Source organism: Mesorhizobium sp. M0518 (genome assembly GCF_040321125.1).
Classification (GTDB): Bacteria; Pseudomonadota; Alphaproteobacteria; order Rhizobiales; family Rhizobiaceae; genus Mesorhizobium.
Window position 1 is genome coordinate 167,876 of the sequence record NZ_JAMYQY010000013.1, and the last position, 19,964, is coordinate 187,839.

The window sequence follows — 19,964 nt, forward strand, 5'->3', positions numbered from 1 at the left end:
CGTCGATGTCTATGGCGACGACATGGCGGGCGACCGTGGCGATCGGCACAGCCGTCGCCGCAGCAGAGGTCGACCACCTCCATGCCCGGCTTCAGCCCGGTTGCCGCCAGCGCCATCTTCGCTGCGGTCCGGTTTGTCAGTGCTCTTTCCTGGCCTTGGCAAGAACACGAACTTCGGCTTCGGTCCGGAATCGCAATGTACCCCGATGGCGAAGGGCGACCCGATCTGCGTCAAGCTCATCGCCAGGGAAGAGACGAAGTGATGGGCACCCCCCTACCGCTGATTACCACCGGCGGCCGCCTCGCGTTCCAAGGTGGGCATGTCGTGCTCCTCGCAGGCTAGCCGAGGCAGAAATAACCGATCAGCGTCCACTCGGGCGGCGTGTCGAGAATCTCGGCCATCTCGGTCACATCGAGGATCGACACCCAGCCCATGCCGATGCCTTCCGCCCGCGCCGCTAGCCACAGTGTGTGCACCGCCATGACGGCCGAATAGTCGATGGTCGCCGGCATGGTTATGCGACCGAGCCCAAGGCCTTGTCCGGTCGTGCGGTCGGCGAAAACCGCGAACTGACAGGGCGCCTCGTTGAGACCGGCAAGCTTCAGCCGGGCATAGAGTGCAGCGCGCTCTCCCGAAAAGCACGTGAGCGCCTCGGCATTGCAGCGTTCGAAGCAGTCTCTCACCGGCGGTGCGCCGCTCGAGGCTGTCGACCACTACGAAGCGCAAGGGCTGGCTGAGGCCAACGCAGGGCAATGCTGGCGAGCTCGAGCAGCCGTTCCAGCTTGCCCTCCGGCAGAGCCGTCGGCTCGAAGCGCCGCACATCCCTGCGCCAGCGCAGCAGCGTGATCAGCCCGGCCCGAAAATCGTCGGCGAAATCGGGAGGTGACGGCATGGCGGTCTCGTTCGGGGCTAGGGATTGCAGTAGGGAGTACGGTGTGGATTGCCAGCTGCCTATTGCCCAAGCTGGCTTGTTGCGTCCGACAAGCGCGCCATGCGGCCCTAACCGCAAACGATAAAAAAATGTTTCCTGGTGGGCGGCGCTATTACGATGCAATCCAGCAAACCAGGTTCGATCAGCTCGCACGGCGGTGAATCATGTGCCAGGGCCTTTGCTAAATGCGCCATTGACACTCAGGCGCACCCGTATCGCTCACCAAGCCTCGGAATGCGGAGAACGTCGGCCTAGAACGCGGCGACGGCGACAGGCGTCTCAGCTTGCATATACTCGTTCCTGCCGCACCGCCTGTAACTCATTTTGCTTCCGACCACGTCGGCCTCGATGTCCCCGAAGGTTCCCCAGGTCATTCGGCAGATACCATCGTCTGACGTCATAGCGCCGGACCAGCACCAGCTGCCCAATTTCATGGGCATCGCTGAGCTTCCAGTCGCCCGCAGTTTCGCCTTCCACCAGTGTCAGGCATCACCCAATTGGGACTCATCCCTCTCACAGTTCGCGGTTGACTTTTTTGTCTCCGGCGAAGTGCGACAGCTGCTCGTATCCAGCAGCGTGAGCGATAGTTGATCAAATGCTGCCAATGAGTTTTGATACTGCAATCTTTAGACAGCCGCCTACCATGAATGTGCCATCGCGTTTCGGCGATCGAAGGAGCGAAGCCGGGTGTCCAGTCGTCACTACATATTCCCGGAGAACAGCGAACCTCTGCGGCTATCGCGGCGGCTTGTAGAGGGAATGATCTTCGGAAAGGACGCTCTCCCGCAATACGCCGGCACACGCCAGCGGGTCGTCTCGGTGATAGTTGAGAACGAAGGCACCGCGCCGAATCGGATTCTAGATGCCCAAGGAGCCTATTGGGTTTTCGATGCTGCGGGCGATATCCGAAAGGGCCTCACACGGTCGACTAGCGACATTATGAGCGCCACCTTCAATGATTCCGACAACAAGGGAACGGTGGTGGCACTTCAGCCAAAGCTCTCCAAGAAGAGGGCTGAGGAGGAGCACCGCTGGGTAGTGGGCAAGGCCGAACTCGACAGGATTGCCGCAGACATCTGGCCGAAGGTGAAGTCGGACAAGATGAGATCCGCGCAGGGGGTTTCGGTGAAGCGACCACCGCTTACCTATGATGCTCGGCACGCACTCGACGAGGCTACCGCAAATCTGTGGAAGATTTCGCACGCAGTAGCTGAACTTAAGGAGCCTAGCCTGAAGGGCTTTGCCCATGAGGCTCGTTCGAGAGGTGCCGACCGCCCGGAGCACGAACTTCTCTACCAAGCCATCGCCCAGTTGGCAGATCAGCGACTCGAAATTCTGCGACGTCGCAGGACCGGGAAAGGCGTCTGGTATGCCATAGTGGGCGTAATAAAATGGAACGGCGACCACGTAGGCCAGAGCGTAGCCAGGTTCCACGAGAAGTGCGAAGGAAAGCGTTCAGCGGTCGTCGCGGCGAGAAAGCTTCTCGCCGAACATGCCGGTGAATTCGCGGAAAATATGACTGTGGAGGCCGAAGTGCTGACTGACCTTGAATGGCAGGGCAGGCTCCCTGAAGTGGAAGATTGAGGGTCGCGCCATGGCGGGCTACTTGATTTCGGTGTCGCAGATGCGTGGCCAAAGACCGACACATGCTGCCAGGCATATGCATCTGCGGCGGGTTTGACTTTTGATATTGGGATAGGCAGGAAGGCCGCTTGCTGTACAGACGAGCTTATCGGCGAGGTCGAGAATCCTAGTACCGGTCAATGGTAGTGCATCCACAGCAGTCTGATTTCGACAGCCGTCGTCGAGCCGGAGTGCGCACCGCCCTGTGCGGTGAGGCCTCCGTAAGGACTGGGTATCTGAATGCCGTGTTAGCGCGGGCGCGCCAAACCTTGGCTCGCGCCGGTCAAGGCAGTTAATCAAAAAAATGGGACATCCGGGGTTCGCAGGCATACAGTGTGCCATCGACGGCAACTCTAAGGGCGTCCGTCGGCTGTGAGCGATCAACATGCTTCCGCCCCAATAGGGAGAGGGAGCTATGACAGACTCCAGTTCACAAACTCACACTGCCGCGCAACGCGACACCCGCCAAAATTCCATCTATCGCAATTCGCTGCTGCTTCGAATGTGCTCGGCAGATTTGGCATTGCTGCAACCTCACTTGGAAAGCGTCTCCCTTGGACTGAAGACGCATCTCGAAGTGGCGGGGTCACCAATCAGAACCGTGTACTTCTTCGAGAGCGGTCTCGGGTCAGTGGTGGGCGAACTGCGGCCTGGTATTGAAGCTGAGATCGGAATCATTGGTTGTGAGGGCATGACCGGCTCAGCGCTTATCATGGGCGATGACCGATCAACGCACGATTGTTACGTGCAATTAGAAGCCCGCGCCTTTGTTATCGACGCGGGCCTCTTCACCAAGGCGCCCTTTTGACAAGCCCAACCCTGCGAACTTTTCTGCTCCGCTACGTTCACTACTTTCACCTCCAGGCAAGCTTCACCGCGCTCAGCAATGCCCGGATGAACATCGTCGATAGGCTCTCAAGATGGCTGGTGATGTGTGATGATCGCGTCGACGGAAACCGCTTGGCGATTACGCACGAGTTCTTATCAGTCATGCTCGGTGTCAGGCGGCCCGGCGTCACCATAGCGCTGCAAATGTTAGAGGGGCAAGGTCTGATACGATCGATGCGAGGAGAGGTCGTTATCCTTGATCGCACGCGTCTGATTGCGCTGGCTGACGGGTCGTATGGCAGGGCTGAAGCCGAATACGCTCGGCTAATCAGCCAACTGCCTTGGCCGCAGGCGCCTGATCGCCAATGAATGTGCTCGAACAGGGAGATGGCCGATCTCCTGCATTGAGGCCATGTCCGGGTAAGCCGCCTAAACAGAGCCTTCACCGCCGACGTTGTCGAGCATCAGATCCAAGACGAAGCTGTCATGCCGGCACCGCTGCATGCGCCGCCCCAGGGAAACCGCCCCTCGCATCCATTCAGGATTCCGAAGCACGATACGGCTGTGCACCACCTTCCGGCCACTGCAAAGGGGACCCGAGATGACTCGGTCCGTAAAGGAGGTTTTCGAAGAGCATCTGAGGCGATATCGAGGAGGATCTTGGGGCGCACTGCCGTCTAACCTCGATTAAGCAGGCATTCATGCGCTGGTTGGAGCAATGGCGAGACTCATTGCACCAGCCCAGTTCAAGGCATGTGCGGACAACCGCTTTGGGCGCCGAACAGATCGATTGGCGGCATAGCCTTATCTTGCCTCACAAGACTTGTGGTCCGGGAAGGCTGTTTCGGGACTTTTCGAAATCAGCGGATCACAGGCTCGCCATGGAAGCGGCGGCGTGATGGAGGAGAAACCCCGAAGCCAACTTCCATCATCAGCCGTGGCCTGTGCGCCGGCACGGTGCCCATATGGAACCCGAACGGATCCTCGACGAAACCGAAACCGGCCTCGCCGGTCAGCGTGACCGGGCTCTGCTTGCCGTACACGTCCAGAATCTCTTGCGCGGGATGGCCGACGACAAGCGTAAGTTGGTGCTTGAGGGCGCGGCGATCATGGCTGCCGCGGACATAGACATGCGGGCCGGTCCCCTCGTCGACGGGCACCAGATAGAAAAAGAACTTCAGCATCCGCCAGTCGTCCAGATCGAAGTGGTATTTGCCGAGCGAAGCCAGGTTCTTGTCGGCGTCCGACGCCTGGCCGGTCGGGAAGCTCCACCAGACGCGCGTTGTGATCAGCGTCGCCTGGCCGCCGAGATAGTGCGCGGCAATATCCATGAGCAGCGGATCGTTTTGGATGGCAACGGCCGAGTTACAGCCCAGAATGCGCTCGAAATAATGAATGACCGCTGAGCAACGGACGGCCAAACCGCGCCTCAGCCTCCGCATGCTCCGCCGGCATGAATTCGTGCCGAAACAAGGTGTGCACCTGGCGAATGCGGCTACATCTTCAGCCACCACTGTTGGCAGGACGAGGCCGGGAAAAAGCCCATCCATCCGCAGCGCGTCGACAACGTCCTGGCAATTGATACCGGCAAACATCGTGTCCTGGGCTCTTTGCGACCTTCGGACCGGCTTTGCACCACGCCAGTGCATTCTCCGTGCCGGCATGGTGCGCGCCAACATGAACATGGGCAGCCACGCCGGGTTCTCGCGAATATCCGACAGGTAGGTCGGAATGCGTACGGCTATGCGACGCAGCATGCTGCCGTTTCGCGCGATCGTCTCAAGGCTTGCCGCGCCGGCTTTGTCGGGGTTCATAAAGGTCATCGGGATCCTCAAGGCATGAATGCACTCATCGACGAAGGTTGGGTCCCAGTGCTTCGCCGCGGAAGAACTAGGCGCTTGCCACGTTTTGTGCAACGCACAATTGCACTCAGAAATGGAGGTTGCGCGTTCGAATAAGACAATCGCAACCGCCCCAATTACCTCAGGAACTGTCTGTAGCCGCCGCCCATCAGGTAGCGGCCACGTTGGATGGCGCGACGTACCTGATCGCGAAGATGGCCACCTGGATGACGCCAATCTTCTTCGACGCGGCGTGTCCCGAACAAGGCAATGGCGACCTCCTGATGAGATGCTCCGGCAAGCGAGCCATCCAAAGCCTGGAGTACGATACGCAGACGCGCTCCGCGGTGTTCCGGCGGAAAGCAAGCAGCTGACAGGCGGGCGCAACCATTGACGTGGTTCAAGAACTGAAGGGCAGCGACATGGAACTTGAGGTGCTGCGGCTGAACGATCGCGTCGACATATAGCCGCAACGGGCGGAGGACGGACGCACCGGAAACGGCGATCTGCAGACTCCGGCAGTTCTCCCTCAGCAGCACGTGCTGCACGCCCGCAGCTGTCAGCAGGATGTCCTTGCAGCATGAGAGCGAAGAAAGGTGAAGCGGTTCAAAATCGTGGTCGAGCCCAAGCGGCTCCGCGGCCGCTCGTAGAATACAGGCGCAATCGCGCGGATCCCAAAAGACCCTCGCCGATGTAGCGTCCGAAAGTGGCGCGTCGGCGAAAAAGAAGGCTCCATTGTCTTAGGAGAGCTGATCCTGTCGTCAACTCGATTATCTGCATGTCGCCTTGGGGTCCGACAATGCAGGCGGACGGTGCCATTTTGGCGTGGTCGCGCTGGAATTGTGGATTGCGCCGAAGAAACTCCCAGGCCCAGCCAGTGCGTGGCAATCGTCTGGCATAGTGGTAAGCGTCGTGGCGACGCCAGTCCGGCCAGCATACAAGGCCGACCGTCGCTTCCTTGGACAGACCAGCATCCTTCATGGCTCAGGTGTCCACTATAGCGCTATGCCGACGGGCCTAGAACCGGTTGCCACAGTACCGGTCCAATCAGACGTCCCCTGCTGCGGATGCGCAAAAGGCTCGCGTGGGAAATCTCGAGAAACCCAGCCACCGCCTGCGTTTTGCCGACGCATTTGGGTTCTCCGATGCGCGACAATGGCCACGTAGCCAGGCGGAGGATCCGCTCCATGCGCGTATCCGTCACCGTTACTATCCGGGTCAGATCCTTGGCCAAGCCGAACTCGATCATGCCCGCGAAGAGCTCGTAGGTCGCCTGGGCCAGCCCGCCCGCAGCCTTGGGCGCCGACGGAGGAAGATCGAGCGCGAAACGACTGCTCTCCCATATGTCGGTGGTCGAGGGCACGACGTCAGCACCCAGCAGCACCGGGAAGGTGTCGCGCAACATTGTGGGTCCGGTGCTGGGCAGAAGACGCACGCAACCGCGAATTCGCCAGTCGGATCCTTTGAGGAGCAGATAGACGGGCTTCAGAGCATCAAACGAATCGGATTCCATCTGGTCTTCGGTATCAACTTCCCAATCGAGCCTTTCCTTGAACACCCGAAACCTGAGCCCGTGCATCTCTTTGAGTTCGCCTGCAAACTCGTTGTAAAAGTCTGGTGTTATCAGTTGCATCATGGTCGCCTCCATGTGGGATGTGTTCCCGCCATCGAAGGGCAAAGCTGACAGCGATGCAGCCTGTAGAGGTTTACAGGTATCGTGGCTGAAGAATCAGGATCTCGTCTGGCCGGAGGCAGCCATGCGTGCAACGGCCTGGTTGATCGTTCGGACGCCAAACTTTGCCTTGGCGTTTTCCAAGTGAAAAGTCACGGTGCGCTTTGAGACGCCGAGAAGCTGGCTGATATCCCAAGCCGACTTGCCGCGCGCCGCCCATTTCAGGCACTCGAACTCCCGCGGGGTGAGCGTTACACCATCCACCACGCGATCATCGGCGAGCCTGCGCCGGACGTGGATATGAAAGTTGATGGCCACCAGCTGCAATGCTTTTTCGTAACGTGCCAGTGACCGCAACAGAAGCGGACGGGACTCGTCGGAAGCAAAGGTCAGGGCAGCAAACCGGCCGAGATGATCATGCATGGACATCGTCAGGCCGCCGCAGATGCCAAACTCAGCCGCACTCTCCAGAATTTGTTGCTGCGAATTCGGCAGACAGTGTCGAGCGCGGTCCACACCCCAATCGAATGTATCCCAGCCTTGCAGCCCGCGCAGGATGACCGGATCAAACCTGTGGTACCGCTGTTGCAGATAACGTGATGTCCAGGATGAAGGATAGTTTGAAATCAACTGGGGGGCGTCGCCGGAGGCCGACGGGTAAGTGAAATAGGCGAATAGCGGGAAGTCGAAGCCGGCTGCAGCGGAGGCCATTGCCTCACAGAGATCGGCAGCATCAACACTTGCAGACAGTTGCTCGACGAAGTTCTCAAACACGCGATGCATTTGCCCTGTGCGTAACCTCCGTTCGCTCAATGCCAGGCAGAGACCTTGTTTTAAACGATCCCGGACGGATACAGCGCGTGCCGAGAACGTGGCTAATCTGTTGAACCAATCCGAAATAGTCTGACGTTGTCTATGAGGCGTGTGCCGCCGAGCCAGGCCGCGACAAGCAACCGTGCCGGTCGATCAAGGCTTGTTATCGGGTGCAGATCTGCCTCCTCGCGAAGTTCCAGGTATTCGACCTCGCGATAGCCTGCAGCCAGAATTGCTGCGCGAGATTCTGCAAGCGTTGGCAGGACGGGTGAGCCGCGGCCAAGCCACTCAGCCGTCTTGAGCAGGACCGATGATAGCTTGGGAGCAACAGCGCGTTGCGCTGGCGAGAGCCGCACATTGCGCGATGATAGCGCAAGACCGTCGGCTTCACGGACTGTCGGACAGGCAACAATGGTGATTGGAATATCCAGATCCCGGGCCATGCGCCTGACCAGGTGAATTTGCTGAAAGTCCTTTTCGCCAAAGAAGCCGAAGTCAGCGCTGGTCTGCAGGAAGAGCTTGGCGACGACGGTCGCCACGCCATCGAAATGTCCCGGCCGGAAGGCACCGCACAGGCCCTCGCTGACACCGGACACCGAAACGGTGGTGGCGAAGCCCGCCGGATACATCTCCTCTGCATCTGGCGCATAAAGCAGGTGCGCGCCAAGCGGTGCCAGTTTGGCGGCATCCTCGTCCTCGGTGCGCGGATACGCGGCAAGATCGGCCTGGCTGTTGAATTGCTTCGGGTTTACGAAGAGCGTCACGATCACACGGTCTGCCTTCTCGAGTGCAGCGCGCACAAGGCTGAGATGGCCCTCATGCAGGACGCCCATGGTTGGCACCACGGCAATCCTCACGCCCTCGCGGCGCCATGCGGCGACGATTTCGCGAAGCTGGTCAGCGCTCCTGACGATCGGCACGCTCACGCTGCTTCTCCGCTTTTGGTGGCTTGCGTGTCGGCGGGCGTGGGCGCATCGGCAAACACGTGCTCGGCGGCCGGAAACTGGCGCTCCTTCACCTCGTGCGCATAGGAAGCGATCGCAGCCGCAGCCGCCTCCCCCAGTTCAGCATAGCGCTTGACGAATTTGGGTCGGAAGTCGCCGAAGAAGCCCAGCATGTCGTCGACGACGAGAATCTGGCCGTCACAGGCTGCCGAGGCACCGATGCCAATGGTCGGGGCCGCCACCTCCCCCGTGATCCGGCGGGCGAGCGCCTCAGGAACCTTCTCCAGGACGACCGCAAAGGCGCCCGCTTCGCTCACGGCAAGTGCGTCGCGCCTGATGCGCTCGGCATCCCCGCCCCTGCCCTGCACGCGGTAGCCACCGATGGTGTTGATGGCCTGCGGCGTCAAGCCGACATGAGCCATGACCGGCACGCCGCGTGCGGCGAGGAAGCCGATCGTCTCTGCCATCGTTTCGCCGCCTTCGAGCTTGACGGCCGTGCAGCCGGTCTCCGACATGACGCGCGCAGCATTTCGGAAAGCCTGCTCTGGGCTTTCTTCGAAGGAACCGAACGGCAGGTCGACGACCATCAGCGCCTGCTTGATGCCACGGCGAACCGCCTGGCCATGCGTGATCATCATCTCCAGCGTGACACCGAGCGTCGAGGGCAGACCGTGGAGAACCATGCCGACGCTGTCGCCGACGAGCACCACATCACAATGGGGATCGACAAGCCGCGCGACTGGGGTGGTATAGGCGGTAAGGCAGACGAGCGGCGTCCCACCTTTGCGCGAACGAATATCCGGCGGTGTGATCGCCTTGGTATCACCAAACGCGCTCAATGGATCCTCCTTCCCCTACGTTACCAACCGCGGGTGTCGCCTTTCGCACATTTTTGTGCAGGTGCGAAGAGCAAAAAAATGGCCGTGCAGCTGTGGGGTGTTGACGTGCCGACAGGCGCGCTTACACTAAATCGATTAAGTGCCCCCCGAGCTGGCAAACCAATTCGCGAACATGGACGATCAGGCAATACGCCTCAGGAAAGACAGAGCCGCCGTGAATGCCGACGACGTCAAAGTGGACCTGATCGCCTTTGTGGTCGCCGTAAACGACAGTGAACCCTGTGTCCTCACCATCGGCCAGGCGGACACCTTGCCCTCCGGTCCCTTTGCGCTTGAGCACCGATCGCTGCAATCCGGCTTGAGGAGGTGGGTCGAGCAGCAGACCGGCCATCGGCTGGGGTACATTGAGCAACTCTACACGTTCGCTGATCGGGATCGCATCGGCGCCGAGCGCCAGCAGCGCGTCATCTCCATCAGCTATCTTGCATTGACCCGCAAGGAACAGGCAGCGGGCCCGCCCAAGTGCGGATGGCAGAGTTGGTATGAATATTTTCCATGGGAGGACCATCGCTCCGGCACGCCTCCGGTCGTGCTGGATGTTCTGCGACCACGCCTGATTGAATGGGCAAACGGCGTCCGCGATGCGGCCACGCGACGTGAACGCTGGCAGCGGGCGACGATAGCCTTTGGCTTCGACGACCGCCTTTGGAACGAGGAACTCACGCTGCAACGCTATGAGTTAGTTTACGAAGCAGGCTTGGTCCAAGAGGCCGTAAGAGGGCGGGACGGGGCGCCCCCTCCGCTGGTGCCCAGCAAGTCCATGGTCGCCGATCATCGCCGCATCGTGGCGACCGGCATTGCGCGGCTGCGCTCCAAGATCAAATACCGGCCGGTCGTCTTTGAGCTGATGCCGACGGTCTTCACGCTTTTGCAGCTGCAGCGAACCGTGGAGGCGCTCGCCGGCAGGCTCATCCACAAGCCGAACTTTCGCCGACTGATCGAACAGCAGGAACTGGTCGAGGAGACCGGAGAGGCCACTACTGAGACCGGCGGCCGGCCAGCGAAGCTTTTCCGTTTCCGCCACGCCGTTCTCGACGATAGGCTCATCGCCGGGACAAAATTGCCGCTGGCGCGGGGTTGACATCCCTTATACTCACAGCAAGTATATGCTGGTTATTTTCAATTAGAGTATAAGCGGGAGAGGGTTGATGAGCGCCATGCTGCCTGCGGCCGCGTTGCTCTACGAGCGCGTCCGGCGAGTGATCCCGCCGATCGAATGGCCGGCTTTCGTCGACGATATCGAGGCGATCCTTGCACTGAAGCGCGAGCGCAACGCCATCATCCTGGCGCACAACTATCAGACGCCCGAGATTTTCCATTGCGTGGCCGACATCGTCGGCGACAGCTTGGCATTAGCCCGCACGGCTGCGACGATCGAGGCGCAAGTCATCGTGCTGGCCGGCGTCCATTTCATGGCCGAAACGGCCAAGCTCCTTAATCCGGACAAGACCGTGCTCATTCCGGATCTCAGCGCCGGTTGCTCGTTGGCGGAATCAATCACGGCAGAAGACGTGCGCTTGATGCGCCAGCGTTATCCCGGCGTTCCGATCATTACTTATGTAAACACGTCGGCCGAAGTGAAAGCCGAGTCGGATATCTGCTGTACATCCGGCAACGCCAAGGCGGTCGTCGAATCCCTTGGGGTTCTCCGGGTGATCATGCTGCCGGACGAATATCTGGCCCAGAATATCGCCGCCCAGACCGATGTACAGATCATCGCCTGGAAAGGGCATTGCGAGGTGCATGAGCGCTTTACACCGGCCGACATCCGCGAGTTGCGCGAAAGCCATCCCGGCGTGGTCGTGCTCGCCCATCCCGAATGCCCGCCCGACGTCGTGGCTGAAGCAGATTTTTCCGGCTCCACGGCTGCCATGTCCGACTATGTCGAAAGGCAAAGGCCGCCACGTGTCGTGCTGATGACGGAATGCTCGATGAGCGACAACGTCGCGTTAGCGCACCCAGAGGTCGAGTTCATCCGGCCCTGCAATTTGTGCCCGCACATGAAGCGGATCACGCTTGCCAACATCCGCACGGCGCTCGAGCAGAACCAACATGTCGTAACCATCGAACCCGGGATCGCCCGGCGCGCGCGGCTTGCGGTCGAACGGATGCTGGCAGTTTGAGCGCCGACCTCCGCAGCTTCTTCGGGCGTCCCATCATCATCGGCGGCGGCATCGCCGGACTGATGACCGCGCTTCAACTGTCGCCGGAGCCGGTGCTTCTTCTGTCAAGGTCGCTGCTGGGAGCTGACAATTCGAGCACCTGGGCACAGGGGGGTCTGGCTGCAAGTTTCGGCGAAGACGACGATCCGGCAATGCACCTGGCCGATACGCTTGCTGCCGGGGATGGTCTCTGCGACAGAGACGTGGCGAGCCGCATCCTCCAAGCCGCGCCCAAGGCGATAGAGGGGCTTGCGGCCTTTGGGGTTCCCTTTGACCGCACGCCGAAAGGATCACTGTGCCTCGGATTGGAGGCCGCACACAGCCGACGTCGCATCGTTCATGCGCATGGGGACGGCACCGGGCGTGAGATCATGCGTGCCCTGATCGCGGCTGTGCGTTCCACTCCGTCGATAGTTGTCGTGGAGGGCGTGGAAGCGCGCCGGCTGGCCGTGCGAGAGAATGCGATCCGGGGCGTCTGGGCGAGCTGTTCGATCGGACCTTTCTTCTTCGGCTCACGGCGGGTCGTCCTCGCCACCGGTGGCATCGGGGGACTGTTTCTCGACACCACGAACCCTTGGGGAAGTTGCGGACAAGGCCTTGCACTTGCGGCCCGCGCTGGAGCTGTCCTAGCCGACCTCGAATTCATCCAGTTCCACCCGACCGCGCTTGACGGCCCGGAACGCCCTATGGCGCTGGTCAGCGAGGCTGTCCGAGGCGAAGGTGCTGCCCTGATCGATGAAACCGGCCAGGCTTTTCTCCAGAGCGTGCCAGGGGCGGAACTTGCGCCTCGCGATGTCTTGGCCCGGGCCGTGTGGAACCATCTTGCGGACGGCCACCGTGTTTTTCTCGACGCCCGACAACGGCCTGGCCCGGCATTCGCTCGACATTTCCCGACAATCGCATCAGCCTGTCGTGGAGCGGGCATCAATCCCGCCCGCGATCTCATCCCCATTCGGCCGGCCCAACACTACCACATGGGTGGCGTTGCAGTGGACAGCTCCGGCAGAACCTCCGTCAAGGGGCTGTGGGCCTGCGGCGAAGTCGCTTCGACAGGACTGCATGGCGCCAACAGGCTCGCCAGCAATTCCTTGACAGAAGCCATCGTGTGCGCCCGCTGGGTCGCTGAAAGTGTCGCCGGGACGCCTGCGCGCAGAACAAGGCCTGCGTTTGCCAACGTTTACCCACCGCCCGCTCCGATACCCGTGCGTGTTTTCCTGTCGCGCGCACTCGGCATCGTCCGGGACGGTGAAGGGTTGAAAGCAGCCGCGCGTGCCTTATTGCCGCTCGCCGAAAGCAAGGATGCGGTCTCGGATCCGGCGGCTGTCGGGCTAATGATCGCGGTTGCCGCCTTGTTGCGCGAAGAAAGCCGCGGCGCTCATTACCGGACAGATTTTCCTCATCATGCGACTGCCGCCCGACGGTCCGAAATCACCCTCGAAGCCGCCTTGGCTACAGCGCGGGGACTCGGACACTCGCCAAGTCTCGAAGGGCCGAAGTGATGACACTTTCACCGCTACCCACGGTCGTGCTTGAGCCGCTTGTACGGGCAGCTCTTCTTGAAGATCTTGGCAGAGCCGGCGACTTGACCACGCAGGCCATCGTCCCGAAGGAATACCAAGCGGGAACCGTGTTGGTGGCGCGACAGTCCGGAGTTGTCGCCGGCCTCGATCTGGCGATGCTCGCTTTCGGCTTGATTGATCCTGCTGTCGAAATCTCGGTGGAGCGCGCAGACGGCTGCAATGTCGTGGATGGAGAGATCATTGCATCAGTGGTTGGCCCTGCCCGGGCCATTCTCACAGCCGAAAGGACGGCACTCAATTTTTTGTGCCATCTGAGCGGCATCGCCACGGCAACGGCATCGATCGTCGCTGCGGTTCGTGGGTATGGCGCGAAGATCGTCTGCACCCGCAAGACGACGCCCGGATTGCGGGCAGTCGAAAAGTATGCCGTGCGCGCAGGTGGCGGGTCCAATCACCGCTTCGGTCTGGACGATGCAATTTTGATCAAGGACAACCACATCGCCATCGCAGGCGGCGTCCGCCCAGCGCTCGAGCGAGCACGAAGAGCGGCCGGTCATCTCGTCAAGATCGAAGTCGAGGTCGATACTCTGGCCCAGTTGGAGGAGGTACTTGGCTTCGCTCCCGATGCGGTTCTGCTCGACAACATGTCCCTCCCCGATCTTCGCCGCGCCGTCGCAATGGTCGGTGGCCGCGCTATCACCGAGGCTTCTGGCGGGATCACGTCCCATACAGCGCGGGCGGTTGCCGCGACCGGCGTTGATCTGATTTCGGTCGGCCGACTCATCCACAGCGCGCCGATCCTGGATATCGGCCTCGACCATCGGGGCTCATGATTGTCTGAGTCAGGATTGGGTCAACTGTCCTCTCCGATCGTCAACAGTCAGATAGCAAAGACCCCGCAAGACAGACCGGAGGAACAGCATGGACATGCAAACGGCAAGTTCAACGCAGACATCGCCACAGGCTCAAGCCCCTGACCCCGGAGCGTGGACCCTGGAGAAGGCTCAGGCACTTTACCATGCCCCCTTCAACAATCTCCTCTTCCTGGCGCAAACGGTGCACCGCCAGAATTTCGATCCAAACAAGGTCCAGCTCAGCCGGCTGCTCAGCATCAAGACGGGAGGATGCCCGGAGGATTGTGGCTATTGCGGCCAGTCGGCGCGTCACGAAACCGGCCTGAAGGCGTCGAAGCTGATGGAGGTCCGGCGCGTCATCGCCGAGGCGACCAAGGCGCGTGATGCCGGCGCCACGCGTTATTGCATGGGCGCGGCCTGGCGAAACCCCAAGGCGCGCGACATGGATGCGGTGGTGGCGATGGTCGAAGGCGTCAAGGCGCTGGGCATGGAGACCTGCATGACGCTCGGCATGCTCGATCTTGAGCAAGCCGCTCGACTGAAGCAGGCGGGCCTCGACTACTACAACCACAACATCGATACGTCGGAACGCTACTACAGCGAGATCATCAGCACGCGCGGCTATGCCGAGCGGCTCGACACGCTTGAGCAGGTTCGTCGATCCGGCATCAAGGTCTGCTGCGGCGGTATTGTCGGCATGGGCGAAGATCCGGTGGACCGGATCGACATGCTGGTGACGCTGGCGAACCTACCCGAGCCGCCGGAAAGCGTCCCGATCAACATGCTGATCCCGATCGCCGGCACCCCGCTTGCCGAAGCCAAGCCCATCGAGCCGATCGAATTCGTGCGAGTGATCGCCCTGGCGCGCATCATGATGCCGAAATCGCATGTGCGTCTTTCCGCCGGCCGCACCGCCATGACCGACGAGATGCAGGCGCTGTCCTTTTTTGCCGGTGCCAACTCGATTTTCGTCGGCGACACGCTGCTGACGGCGGACAATCCCGGTGAGGACAAGGATAGCCTTCTGTTCCGCCGTCTCGGCATTGAGCCGATGGAACTCGAGGCGCAATGAACGGGGCACCGCTTGCCCGCTATGACGCGACCTTGCAGGGACTGGCCCGCAAGGACCGGCTGCGGACGCTTGCGCCGCGCGCAGGTCTCGATTTCTCGTCGAACGACTATCTCGGGCTGGCCTCGTCCAGGAGACTTGGCGATGCTGTTGTGGCGGCGATTGCGCGGGGCACGCCGGTTGGCGCCACCGGGTCGCGGCTGTTGCGCGGCAATGCACCGGAACACGAGCAGCTCGAGGCAGACGCGGCGGCATTCTTTGGAGCCGACCGCGCGCTGTTCTTCGGCAGCGGCTACATCGCCAACTTCGCTCTGCTGAGTGCCCTGCCGCAGAGAGGCGATCTTTTGGTTCTCGATGAGCTCGCCCATGCCAGCATGCATGAGGGTGCGCAGGCCGGGCGCGCACAGTTCGTGCTGGCTGCGCACAACGATGCCACCGCTGTTGAGGATGCGATCACACGTTGGCGCGCCGCAGGCGGCATGGGATGCGTCTGGATCGCGGTGGAAAGCCTTTACAGCATGGATGGCGACTGCGCGCCTTTGGAGAGCCTGGTCGCGCTTGCCGATCGGCACGGCGCATTCATCGTCATTGACGAGGCGCATTCGACCGGCGTCTGGGGACCGGACGGCCGGGGGCTTGCCGCCGCTTTCGAGGGCCGCGACAACATCGTCGCGCTCCACACCTGCGGCAAGGCGCTCGGCGCATCTGGTGGGCTCGTGACCGGGCCGAGGACACTGTGCGAGTATCTGATCAACCGTTGCCGGCCATTCATCTACGCCACCGCGCCATCGCCGCTGATGGCAGTGGCAGTGCGCGAAGCACTCGCAATGCTCGCCGACGAGCCTATGCGGCGTGTTCAGCTGCATGAACGCGTTGCCCTCGCCGGCCGCCAGCTGGCCGAGCGCTGCGGCGTGATACCCAGCGGCTCGCAGATCCAGCCCCTCGTAATCGGCGATATCAGGCGCACCATGGCAGTGGCGGCGCGCCTGCAGGCCCGCGGCTTCGACATACGCGGCATTCGTCCTCCGACCGTGCGCACGTCGCGGCTGCGCATCTCACTGACGCTCAATATCGGCGAAGCCGACATTTCCGCCATGGTCGAGGCGCTGGTCGAGGTGTTGGCCCAAACATCACCGGAGGCGGTATGACCCAACGCATCGTCATCACCGGAACCGACACGGGAGTTGGCAAGACCGTGTTTGCGGCTGGGCTCGCCGGTTTGCTCGACGGCTTTTACTGGAAACCGGTGCAATCGGGCCTCGACGGCGAGACCGACAGCGAAGTGGTCGCGCGGCTTGCCGGCTTGCCCTCAGAGCGCGTGCTGCCGGAAGCCTACCGCTTGCGGAGCCCGCTGTCGCCGCATCGTTCGGCCGAGATCGACGGCGTGGCGATCAAGGCTGCCGATCTTGCTTTTCCCGTCCTACCGACGCCGCTCGTCATCGAAGGCTCCGGCGGCCTGATGGTGCCGCTTAACCGGCGCACAAGGCTCATCGACATCTTCGCTGAATGGCGGCTGCCCGTTATTCTGTGCGCCCGCACCACGCTCGGCACCATCAACCACACCTTGCTCTCGATCGAGGCGCTCCGCGCCCGATCCATCCCGTTGGCCGGCATCGCTTTCATCGGCGATGAGATGGCCGATACGCAACGGACCATCGTGGAATTCAGCGGTGCGCCGCAGCTCGGCAGGCTGCCGCACCTCGATCTGCTGACCGGCAAGACACTGAGGGACGCAATGATTGCCGGCTTCGCCTTCGCCTCGATTACTGGAGGTGACTGATGTCGCAGTCTCATGTGTGGCATCCCTTCACCCAGCACGCGCTCGAGCCTGCGATCCCAGAAATCGTCCGGACTGAAGGCGCCTATCTCCGCAGGGCCGACGGCGCCCGCATCCTGGACGCCATCTCCTCCTGGTGGGTCGTCACACATGGCCACCGCCATCCCCGCATCATGAAGGCAATCGAGACAACCGCGTCGAGCCTCGACCAGATTATCTTTGCGGGCTTCACGCACGAGCCGGCAGAGCGCTTGGCCAAGGCGCTTGTCGGCCTCGCTCCCGCTGGACTCGACTGGGTGTTCTATTCCGACAGTGGCTCGACCTCGGTCGAAGTAGCGCTGAAGATGGCGCTCGGTTATTTCCGCAACATCGGCGCCCCACGCTCGCGCATCGTCGTCATGGATCACAGCTATCATGGCGACACGATCGGCACGATGAGCGTCGGTGCGCGTGGCGTGTTCAACGCCGCCTACGAACCCTTGCTGTTCGAGGTCGCCACCATCCCCTTTCCGGCAGCGGGGCGCGAGCAAGAGACGCTGGATCGTTTAGAGGCTGTGACCCGCGATCGACGAGCCGCAGCCTTAATCGTCGAGCCGCTGGTGCTGGGCGCCGGCGGCATGCTGATGTATCCGGCTTCAGTTCTGGCCGAATTGAAGAAGATCACTGAGGCCTCCGGCACGCTGCTGATCGCCGACGAAGTGATGACCGGCTGGGGGCGGACCGGAACCATGTTCGCCTGCGAGCAGGCATCGATCTCTCCAGATATCCTGTGCACCTCGAAAGGCCTGACCGGCGGCGCCATCCCGCTGGCCGTAACGCTTGCCACCGATGCCATCTTCCAGGCTCATTATTCCGAGGACCGGAAGAAGACATTTTTCCATTCGAGCTCCTACACTGCCAACCCGATTGCCTGCGCGGCAGCACTTGCCAATGTCGAGATCTGGCGGGACGAGCCGGTGGCCGAGCGCATTGCGGCCTTGAGCGCAATGCAGGCCACCGGGCTTCGACGCTTTCGCGACAACAGCTTCTTCACCGACTGCCGGGCGACCGGCACGATCGCGGCGCTCGACCTGCGAACCGGTTCCGCAGGTTATCTCGCCGAGATCGGACCGAAACTGCGCGCTTTCTTCCTCGAGCGAGGGCTACTTGTGCGCCCGCTCGGCAATGTCCTCTACCTTCTGCCACCCTATTGCATCACCGGCGACGAGCTCGAGCGACTCTATGACGCCATTGAGGAGGCGGGCGAACGCTTCGGGTCCAGGCCATGAGCAAGTCGTCGCGCATTCTCGGGTTTGGCCATCATGCGCCTGGGCGAAAGGTGGCGAATGCCGAAATCGAGAGCAATCTCGGTCTTGATCCAGGCTGGATCGAAAGGCGTACCGGGATACGGTCGCGCTTCTGGGCAACCGACGAAGACACGCTGTCTGGTCTTGCTGCGCAGGCCGGCGACATGGCGCTGGCGAACGCCGGTATTGCGCGCCACGACATCGGTCTGCTGTTGCTTGCCACCTCGACGCCCGACCATCTTCTGCCGCCGAGCGCGCCGCTGGTCGCACACAAGCTTGGCCTTGGCAGCGCAGGCGCGGTGGATCTGACAGGCGCCTGCGCCGGCTTCATCTATGCGCTGATGTTTGCGGACGGATTTACCCGCCTGCACGGCAAAGCGAGCCTTGTTATCGCCGCCAACATCCTCAGCCGCCGCATCAATCCAGCCGAGCGCGCAAGCTCGGTCCTGTTTGCCGATGCCGCCGGCGCCCTGGTGATCGGTCAGTGCGATGATGCTGATCGGGGCATTCTCGGTGCCTCGGTGGATTCGGACGGCTCGCGATACGGGCTGATCCAGATTCCCGCAGGAGGAAGCAACAAGCCGTTCCACGGTGACCTCGATCTCGCGCAAACCCGAATGAGGATGACGGACGGCCGCGAAGTGTTCGCAAAGGCCGTCGAGATGATGACCAATTGCTCGATAAGCGCGCTAGCCGCTGCCGGAGTGCGGCCACACGATCTCGGCCGGTTCGTGCCCCATCAGGCCAATACTCGGATTTTCGACGCGGTCGGGAGGAACCTCGGCATCGCGGACCAAGCAATTGTCAAGACGATTGCCGAATACGGCAACTCTTCGGCCGCGACGATCCCGCTGTCGCTCTCGCTCGCCAACCAGACGGAGCCATTCCAGCCTGGAGAGAAAATCCTTCTGTCGGCGGCGGGTGCGGGTCTCAGCGGCGGCGCTCTCGTGGTTGGAATCTAGCCGGCCGGCTCACGCGCGCAGGACGGGTCATGAATGGGAATAGGGCAACAGAACCAATGCCAAAATGGCCTTCTGAAGCTCGACATGACCGAGCTGACGCAGCACGACCCCGTGCGAGCCTCTGGATGAGATCAAATGCATCACCTGTTGCATCATTCGTGCCATCTGAATAAAGCTCAAATACAAAGGGTGAGCCGCCCCATATATGTCTGATACCCGACATTGTTCACATAAAAGGCTCGATGCTTACACGCTCTTTGCTCTCTTCTCTTTGCTGTCTGCTCTTTTCTCTTTGCTCTTTGCTCTTTCGTCTTGACTAGCAGGAGCATGCGGCTTATCTCATTGCCGCGTTAGCACTCGCTTCCGCTGAGTGCTAAGCACGCTCCGGCAACGGAGAACCGTTCAACATCCGCACCAAGGACATCCAAAAATGGCAAAGTCGAATTTCCGGCCGCTGCATGACCGCGTGGTCGTTCGCCGGGTCGAATCCGAATCCAAGACCGCCGGCGGGATCATCATCCCGGATACGGCGAAGGAAAAGCCGCAGGAAGGCGAGATCATCGCCGTCGGCTCCGGCGCTCGTGACGAAGCAGGCAAGCTGGTCCCGCTGGACGTCAAGGCCGGCGACCGCATCCTGTTCGGCAAGTGGTCGGGTACCGAAGTCAAGCTCAATGGCGAAGACCTTCTGATCATGAAGGAATCCGACATTATGGGCATCATCGGCTGATATCAGGCCTTTCCTTCGCACCATCAAATCTGAATTTCGGGCGAGATGCCCAGGAG

Annotated in this window: 19 protein-coding genes and 2 pseudogenes; 13 read left to right on the top strand and 8 right to left on the bottom strand. The window is 61.3% G+C overall.

Annotated features, from left to right (window positions below; all coding sequences use genetic code 11):
• Window positions 1–273 precede the first annotated feature (273 nt).
• Window positions 274–892, bottom strand: a pseudogene (gene bluB, locus NKI66_RS32675) (5,6-dimethylbenzimidazole synthase).
• Between the two features lie 726 nt (window positions 893–1,618).
• On the opposite strand from bluB, the gene NKI66_RS20000 reads away from it, so the two are divergent.
• From NKI66_RS20000 to NKI66_RS20010, 3 genes are all read left to right on the top strand, one after another.
• On the top strand, window positions 1,619–2,515 hold the full coding sequence (locus NKI66_RS20000; protein WP_352611434.1) for a hypothetical protein: 897 nt from the start codon (window positions 1,619–1,621) through the stop codon (window positions 2,513–2,515).
• A gap of 454 nt (window positions 2,516–2,969) precedes the next feature.
• Window positions 2,970–3,362, top strand: a complete 393-nt coding sequence (locus NKI66_RS20005; protein ID WP_352752693.1) for a cyclic nucleotide-binding domain-containing protein — start codon at window positions 2,970–2,972, stop codon at window positions 3,360–3,362.
• 86 nt (window positions 3,363–3,448) lie between these two features.
• The gene (locus NKI66_RS20010; protein ID WP_352752695.1) at window positions 3,449–3,751 is read left to right on the top strand and encodes a Crp/Fnr family transcriptional regulator; all 303 of its coding nucleotides are present in this window, start codon (window positions 3,449–3,451) and stop codon (window positions 3,749–3,751) included.
• Window positions 3,752–4,242: 491 nt separating this feature from the next.
• Here the strand turns inward: NKI66_RS20010 and NKI66_RS20015 are convergent.
• The 7 genes and pseudogenes from NKI66_RS20015 to panB all read right to left on the bottom strand — a co-directional run bounded on the left by NKI66_RS20015 (window position 4,243) and on the right by panB (window position 9,491).
• Window positions 4,243–5,205 (bottom strand): annotated as a pseudogene (locus tag NKI66_RS20015) (hypothetical protein).
• Between the two features lie 155 nt (window positions 5,206–5,360).
• Window positions 5,361–5,762 (bottom strand): DUF2285 domain-containing protein, encoded by a 402-nt coding sequence (locus NKI66_RS20020; RefSeq protein ID WP_245264243.1) that lies wholly within the window; start codon window positions 5,760–5,762, stop codon window positions 5,361–5,363.
• A gap of 67 nt (window positions 5,763–5,829) precedes the next feature.
• Entirely contained in the window at window positions 5,830–6,204 is a 375-nt protein-coding gene (locus NKI66_RS20025; RefSeq protein ID WP_350314065.1) for a transcriptional regulator domain-containing protein, read from the bottom strand.
• A 22-nt stretch (window positions 6,205–6,226) separates the two neighbouring features.
• Complete coding sequence (locus NKI66_RS20030; RefSeq protein WP_352752697.1) at window positions 6,227–6,859, bottom strand: acyl-homoserine-lactone synthase; 633 nt, start codon at window positions 6,857–6,859, stop codon at window positions 6,227–6,229.
• Window positions 6,860–6,952: 93 nt separating this feature from the next.
• Window positions 6,953–7,678: a LuxR family transcriptional regulator gene (locus NKI66_RS20035; protein ID WP_023766594.1), complete on the bottom strand. Its 726-nt coding sequence runs from the start codon at window positions 7,676–7,678 to the stop codon at window positions 6,953–6,955.
• A gap of 92 nt (window positions 7,679–7,770) precedes the next feature.
• Entirely contained in the window at window positions 7,771–8,634 is an 864-nt protein-coding gene (gene panC, locus NKI66_RS20040; RefSeq protein ID WP_352752699.1) for a pantoate--beta-alanine ligase, read from the bottom strand.
• Complete coding sequence (gene panB, locus NKI66_RS20045; RefSeq protein ID WP_352752701.1) at window positions 8,631–9,491, bottom strand: 3-methyl-2-oxobutanoate hydroxymethyltransferase; 861 nt, start codon at window positions 9,489–9,491, stop codon at window positions 8,631–8,633. The genes panC and panB overlap by 4 nt, the downstream gene beginning before the upstream one ends.
• Window positions 9,492–9,663: 172 nt before the next feature.
• Between panB and NKI66_RS20050 the strand changes: the two genes are divergently transcribed.
• From NKI66_RS20050 to groES, 10 genes are all read left to right on the top strand, one after another.
• Window positions 9,664–10,632 carry an NUDIX hydrolase gene (locus NKI66_RS20050; protein WP_352752702.1) on the top strand — a complete coding sequence of 323 codons (969 nt, stop codon included), beginning with the start codon at window positions 9,664–9,666 and terminating at the stop codon, window positions 10,630–10,632.
• A gap of 67 nt (window positions 10,633–10,699) precedes the next feature.
• Window positions 10,700–11,674 (top strand): quinolinate synthase NadA, encoded by a 975-nt coding sequence (gene nadA / locus NKI66_RS20055; protein WP_352752704.1) that lies wholly within the window; start codon window positions 10,700–10,702, stop codon window positions 11,672–11,674.
• Window positions 11,671–13,212, top strand: coding sequence for an L-aspartate oxidase (locus NKI66_RS20060; protein ID WP_352752706.1), 1,542 nt, complete (start codon window positions 11,671–11,673; stop codon window positions 13,210–13,212). Before nadA ends, NKI66_RS20060 begins: the two co-directional genes overlap by 4 nt.
• Window positions 13,212–14,066 carry a carboxylating nicotinate-nucleotide diphosphorylase gene (gene nadC, locus NKI66_RS20065; protein WP_023766589.1) on the top strand — a complete coding sequence of 285 codons (855 nt, stop codon included), beginning with the start codon at window positions 13,212–13,214 and terminating at the stop codon, window positions 14,064–14,066. The genes NKI66_RS20060 and nadC overlap by 1 nt, the downstream gene beginning before the upstream one ends.
• A 94-nt stretch (window positions 14,067–14,160) precedes the next feature.
• On the top strand, window positions 14,161–15,159 hold the full coding sequence (gene bioB, locus NKI66_RS20070) for a biotin synthase BioB (RefSeq protein WP_352752733.1): 999 nt from the start codon (window positions 14,161–14,163) through the stop codon (window positions 15,157–15,159).
• Window positions 15,156–16,304 (top strand): 8-amino-7-oxononanoate synthase, encoded by a 1,149-nt coding sequence (locus NKI66_RS20075; RefSeq protein ID WP_352752708.1) that lies wholly within the window; start codon window positions 15,156–15,158, stop codon window positions 16,302–16,304. The genes bioB and NKI66_RS20075 overlap by 4 nt, the downstream gene beginning before the upstream one ends.
• Complete coding sequence (gene bioD / locus NKI66_RS20080; RefSeq protein WP_023735844.1) at window positions 16,301–16,936, top strand: dethiobiotin synthase; 636 nt, start codon at window positions 16,301–16,303, stop codon at window positions 16,934–16,936. Before NKI66_RS20075 ends, bioD begins: the two co-directional genes overlap by 4 nt.
• Entirely contained in the window at window positions 16,936–18,201 is a 1,266-nt protein-coding gene (locus NKI66_RS20085) for an adenosylmethionine--8-amino-7-oxononanoate transaminase (protein ID WP_023766586.1), read from the top strand. The genes bioD and NKI66_RS20085 overlap by 1 nt, the downstream gene beginning before the upstream one ends.
• Window positions 18,198–19,181 carry a 3-oxopimeloyl-[acyl-carrier-protein] synthase BioZ gene (gene bioZ, locus NKI66_RS20090; protein ID WP_352752710.1) on the top strand — a complete coding sequence of 328 codons (984 nt, stop codon included), beginning with the start codon at window positions 18,198–18,200 and terminating at the stop codon, window positions 19,179–19,181. Before NKI66_RS20085 ends, bioZ begins: the two co-directional genes overlap by 4 nt.
• A 430-nt stretch (window positions 19,182–19,611) precedes the next feature.
• Window positions 19,612–19,908: a co-chaperone GroES gene (gene groES / locus NKI66_RS20095; protein WP_019863563.1), complete on the top strand. Its 297-nt coding sequence runs from the start codon at window positions 19,612–19,614 to the stop codon at window positions 19,906–19,908.
• The last annotated feature ends 56 nt before the right edge of the window (window positions 19,909–19,964 follow it).

Coding starts and splice junctions, on each gene's coding strand:
- NKI66_RS20005 (WP_352752693.1), top strand. CDS start 2,970: ATGACAGACTCCAGTTCACAAACTCACACTGCCGCGCAACGCGACACC.
- NKI66_RS20010 (WP_352752695.1), top strand. CDS start 3,449: ATGAACATCGTCGATAGGCTCTCAAGATGGCTGGTGATGTGTGATGAT.
- NKI66_RS20025 (WP_350314065.1), bottom strand. CDS start 6,204: ATGAAGGATGCTGGTCTGTCCAAGGAAGCGACGGTCGGCCTTGTATGC.
- NKI66_RS20030 (WP_352752697.1), bottom strand. CDS start 6,859: ATGATGCAACTGATAACACCAGACTTTTACAACGAGTTTGCAGGCGAA.
- NKI66_RS20035 (WP_023766594.1), bottom strand. CDS start 7,678: ATGCATCGCGTGTTTGAGAACTTCGTCGAGCAACTGTCTGCAAGTGTT.
- NKI66_RS20050 (WP_352752702.1), top strand. CDS start 9,664: ATGGACGATCAGGCAATACGCCTCAGGAAAGACAGAGCCGCCGTGAAT.
- nadA (WP_352752704.1), top strand. CDS start 10,700: ATGAGCGCCATGCTGCCTGCGGCCGCGTTGCTCTACGAGCGCGTCCGG.
- nadC (WP_023766589.1), top strand. CDS start 13,212: ATGACACTTTCACCGCTACCCACGGTCGTGCTTGAGCCGCTTGTACGG.
- bioB (WP_352752733.1), top strand. CDS start 14,161: ATGCAAACGGCAAGTTCAACGCAGACATCGCCACAGGCTCAAGCCCCT.
- NKI66_RS20075 (WP_352752708.1), top strand. CDS start 15,156: ATGAACGGGGCACCGCTTGCCCGCTATGACGCGACCTTGCAGGGACTG.
- bioD (WP_023735844.1), top strand. CDS start 16,301: ATGACCCAACGCATCGTCATCACCGGAACCGACACGGGAGTTGGCAAG.
- NKI66_RS20085 (WP_023766586.1), top strand. CDS start 16,936: ATGTCGCAGTCTCATGTGTGGCATCCCTTCACCCAGCACGCGCTCGAG.
- bioZ (WP_352752710.1), top strand. CDS start 18,198: ATGAGCAAGTCGTCGCGCATTCTCGGGTTTGGCCATCATGCGCCTGGG.
- groES (WP_019863563.1), top strand. CDS start 19,612: ATGGCAAAGTCGAATTTCCGGCCGCTGCATGACCGCGTGGTCGTTCGC.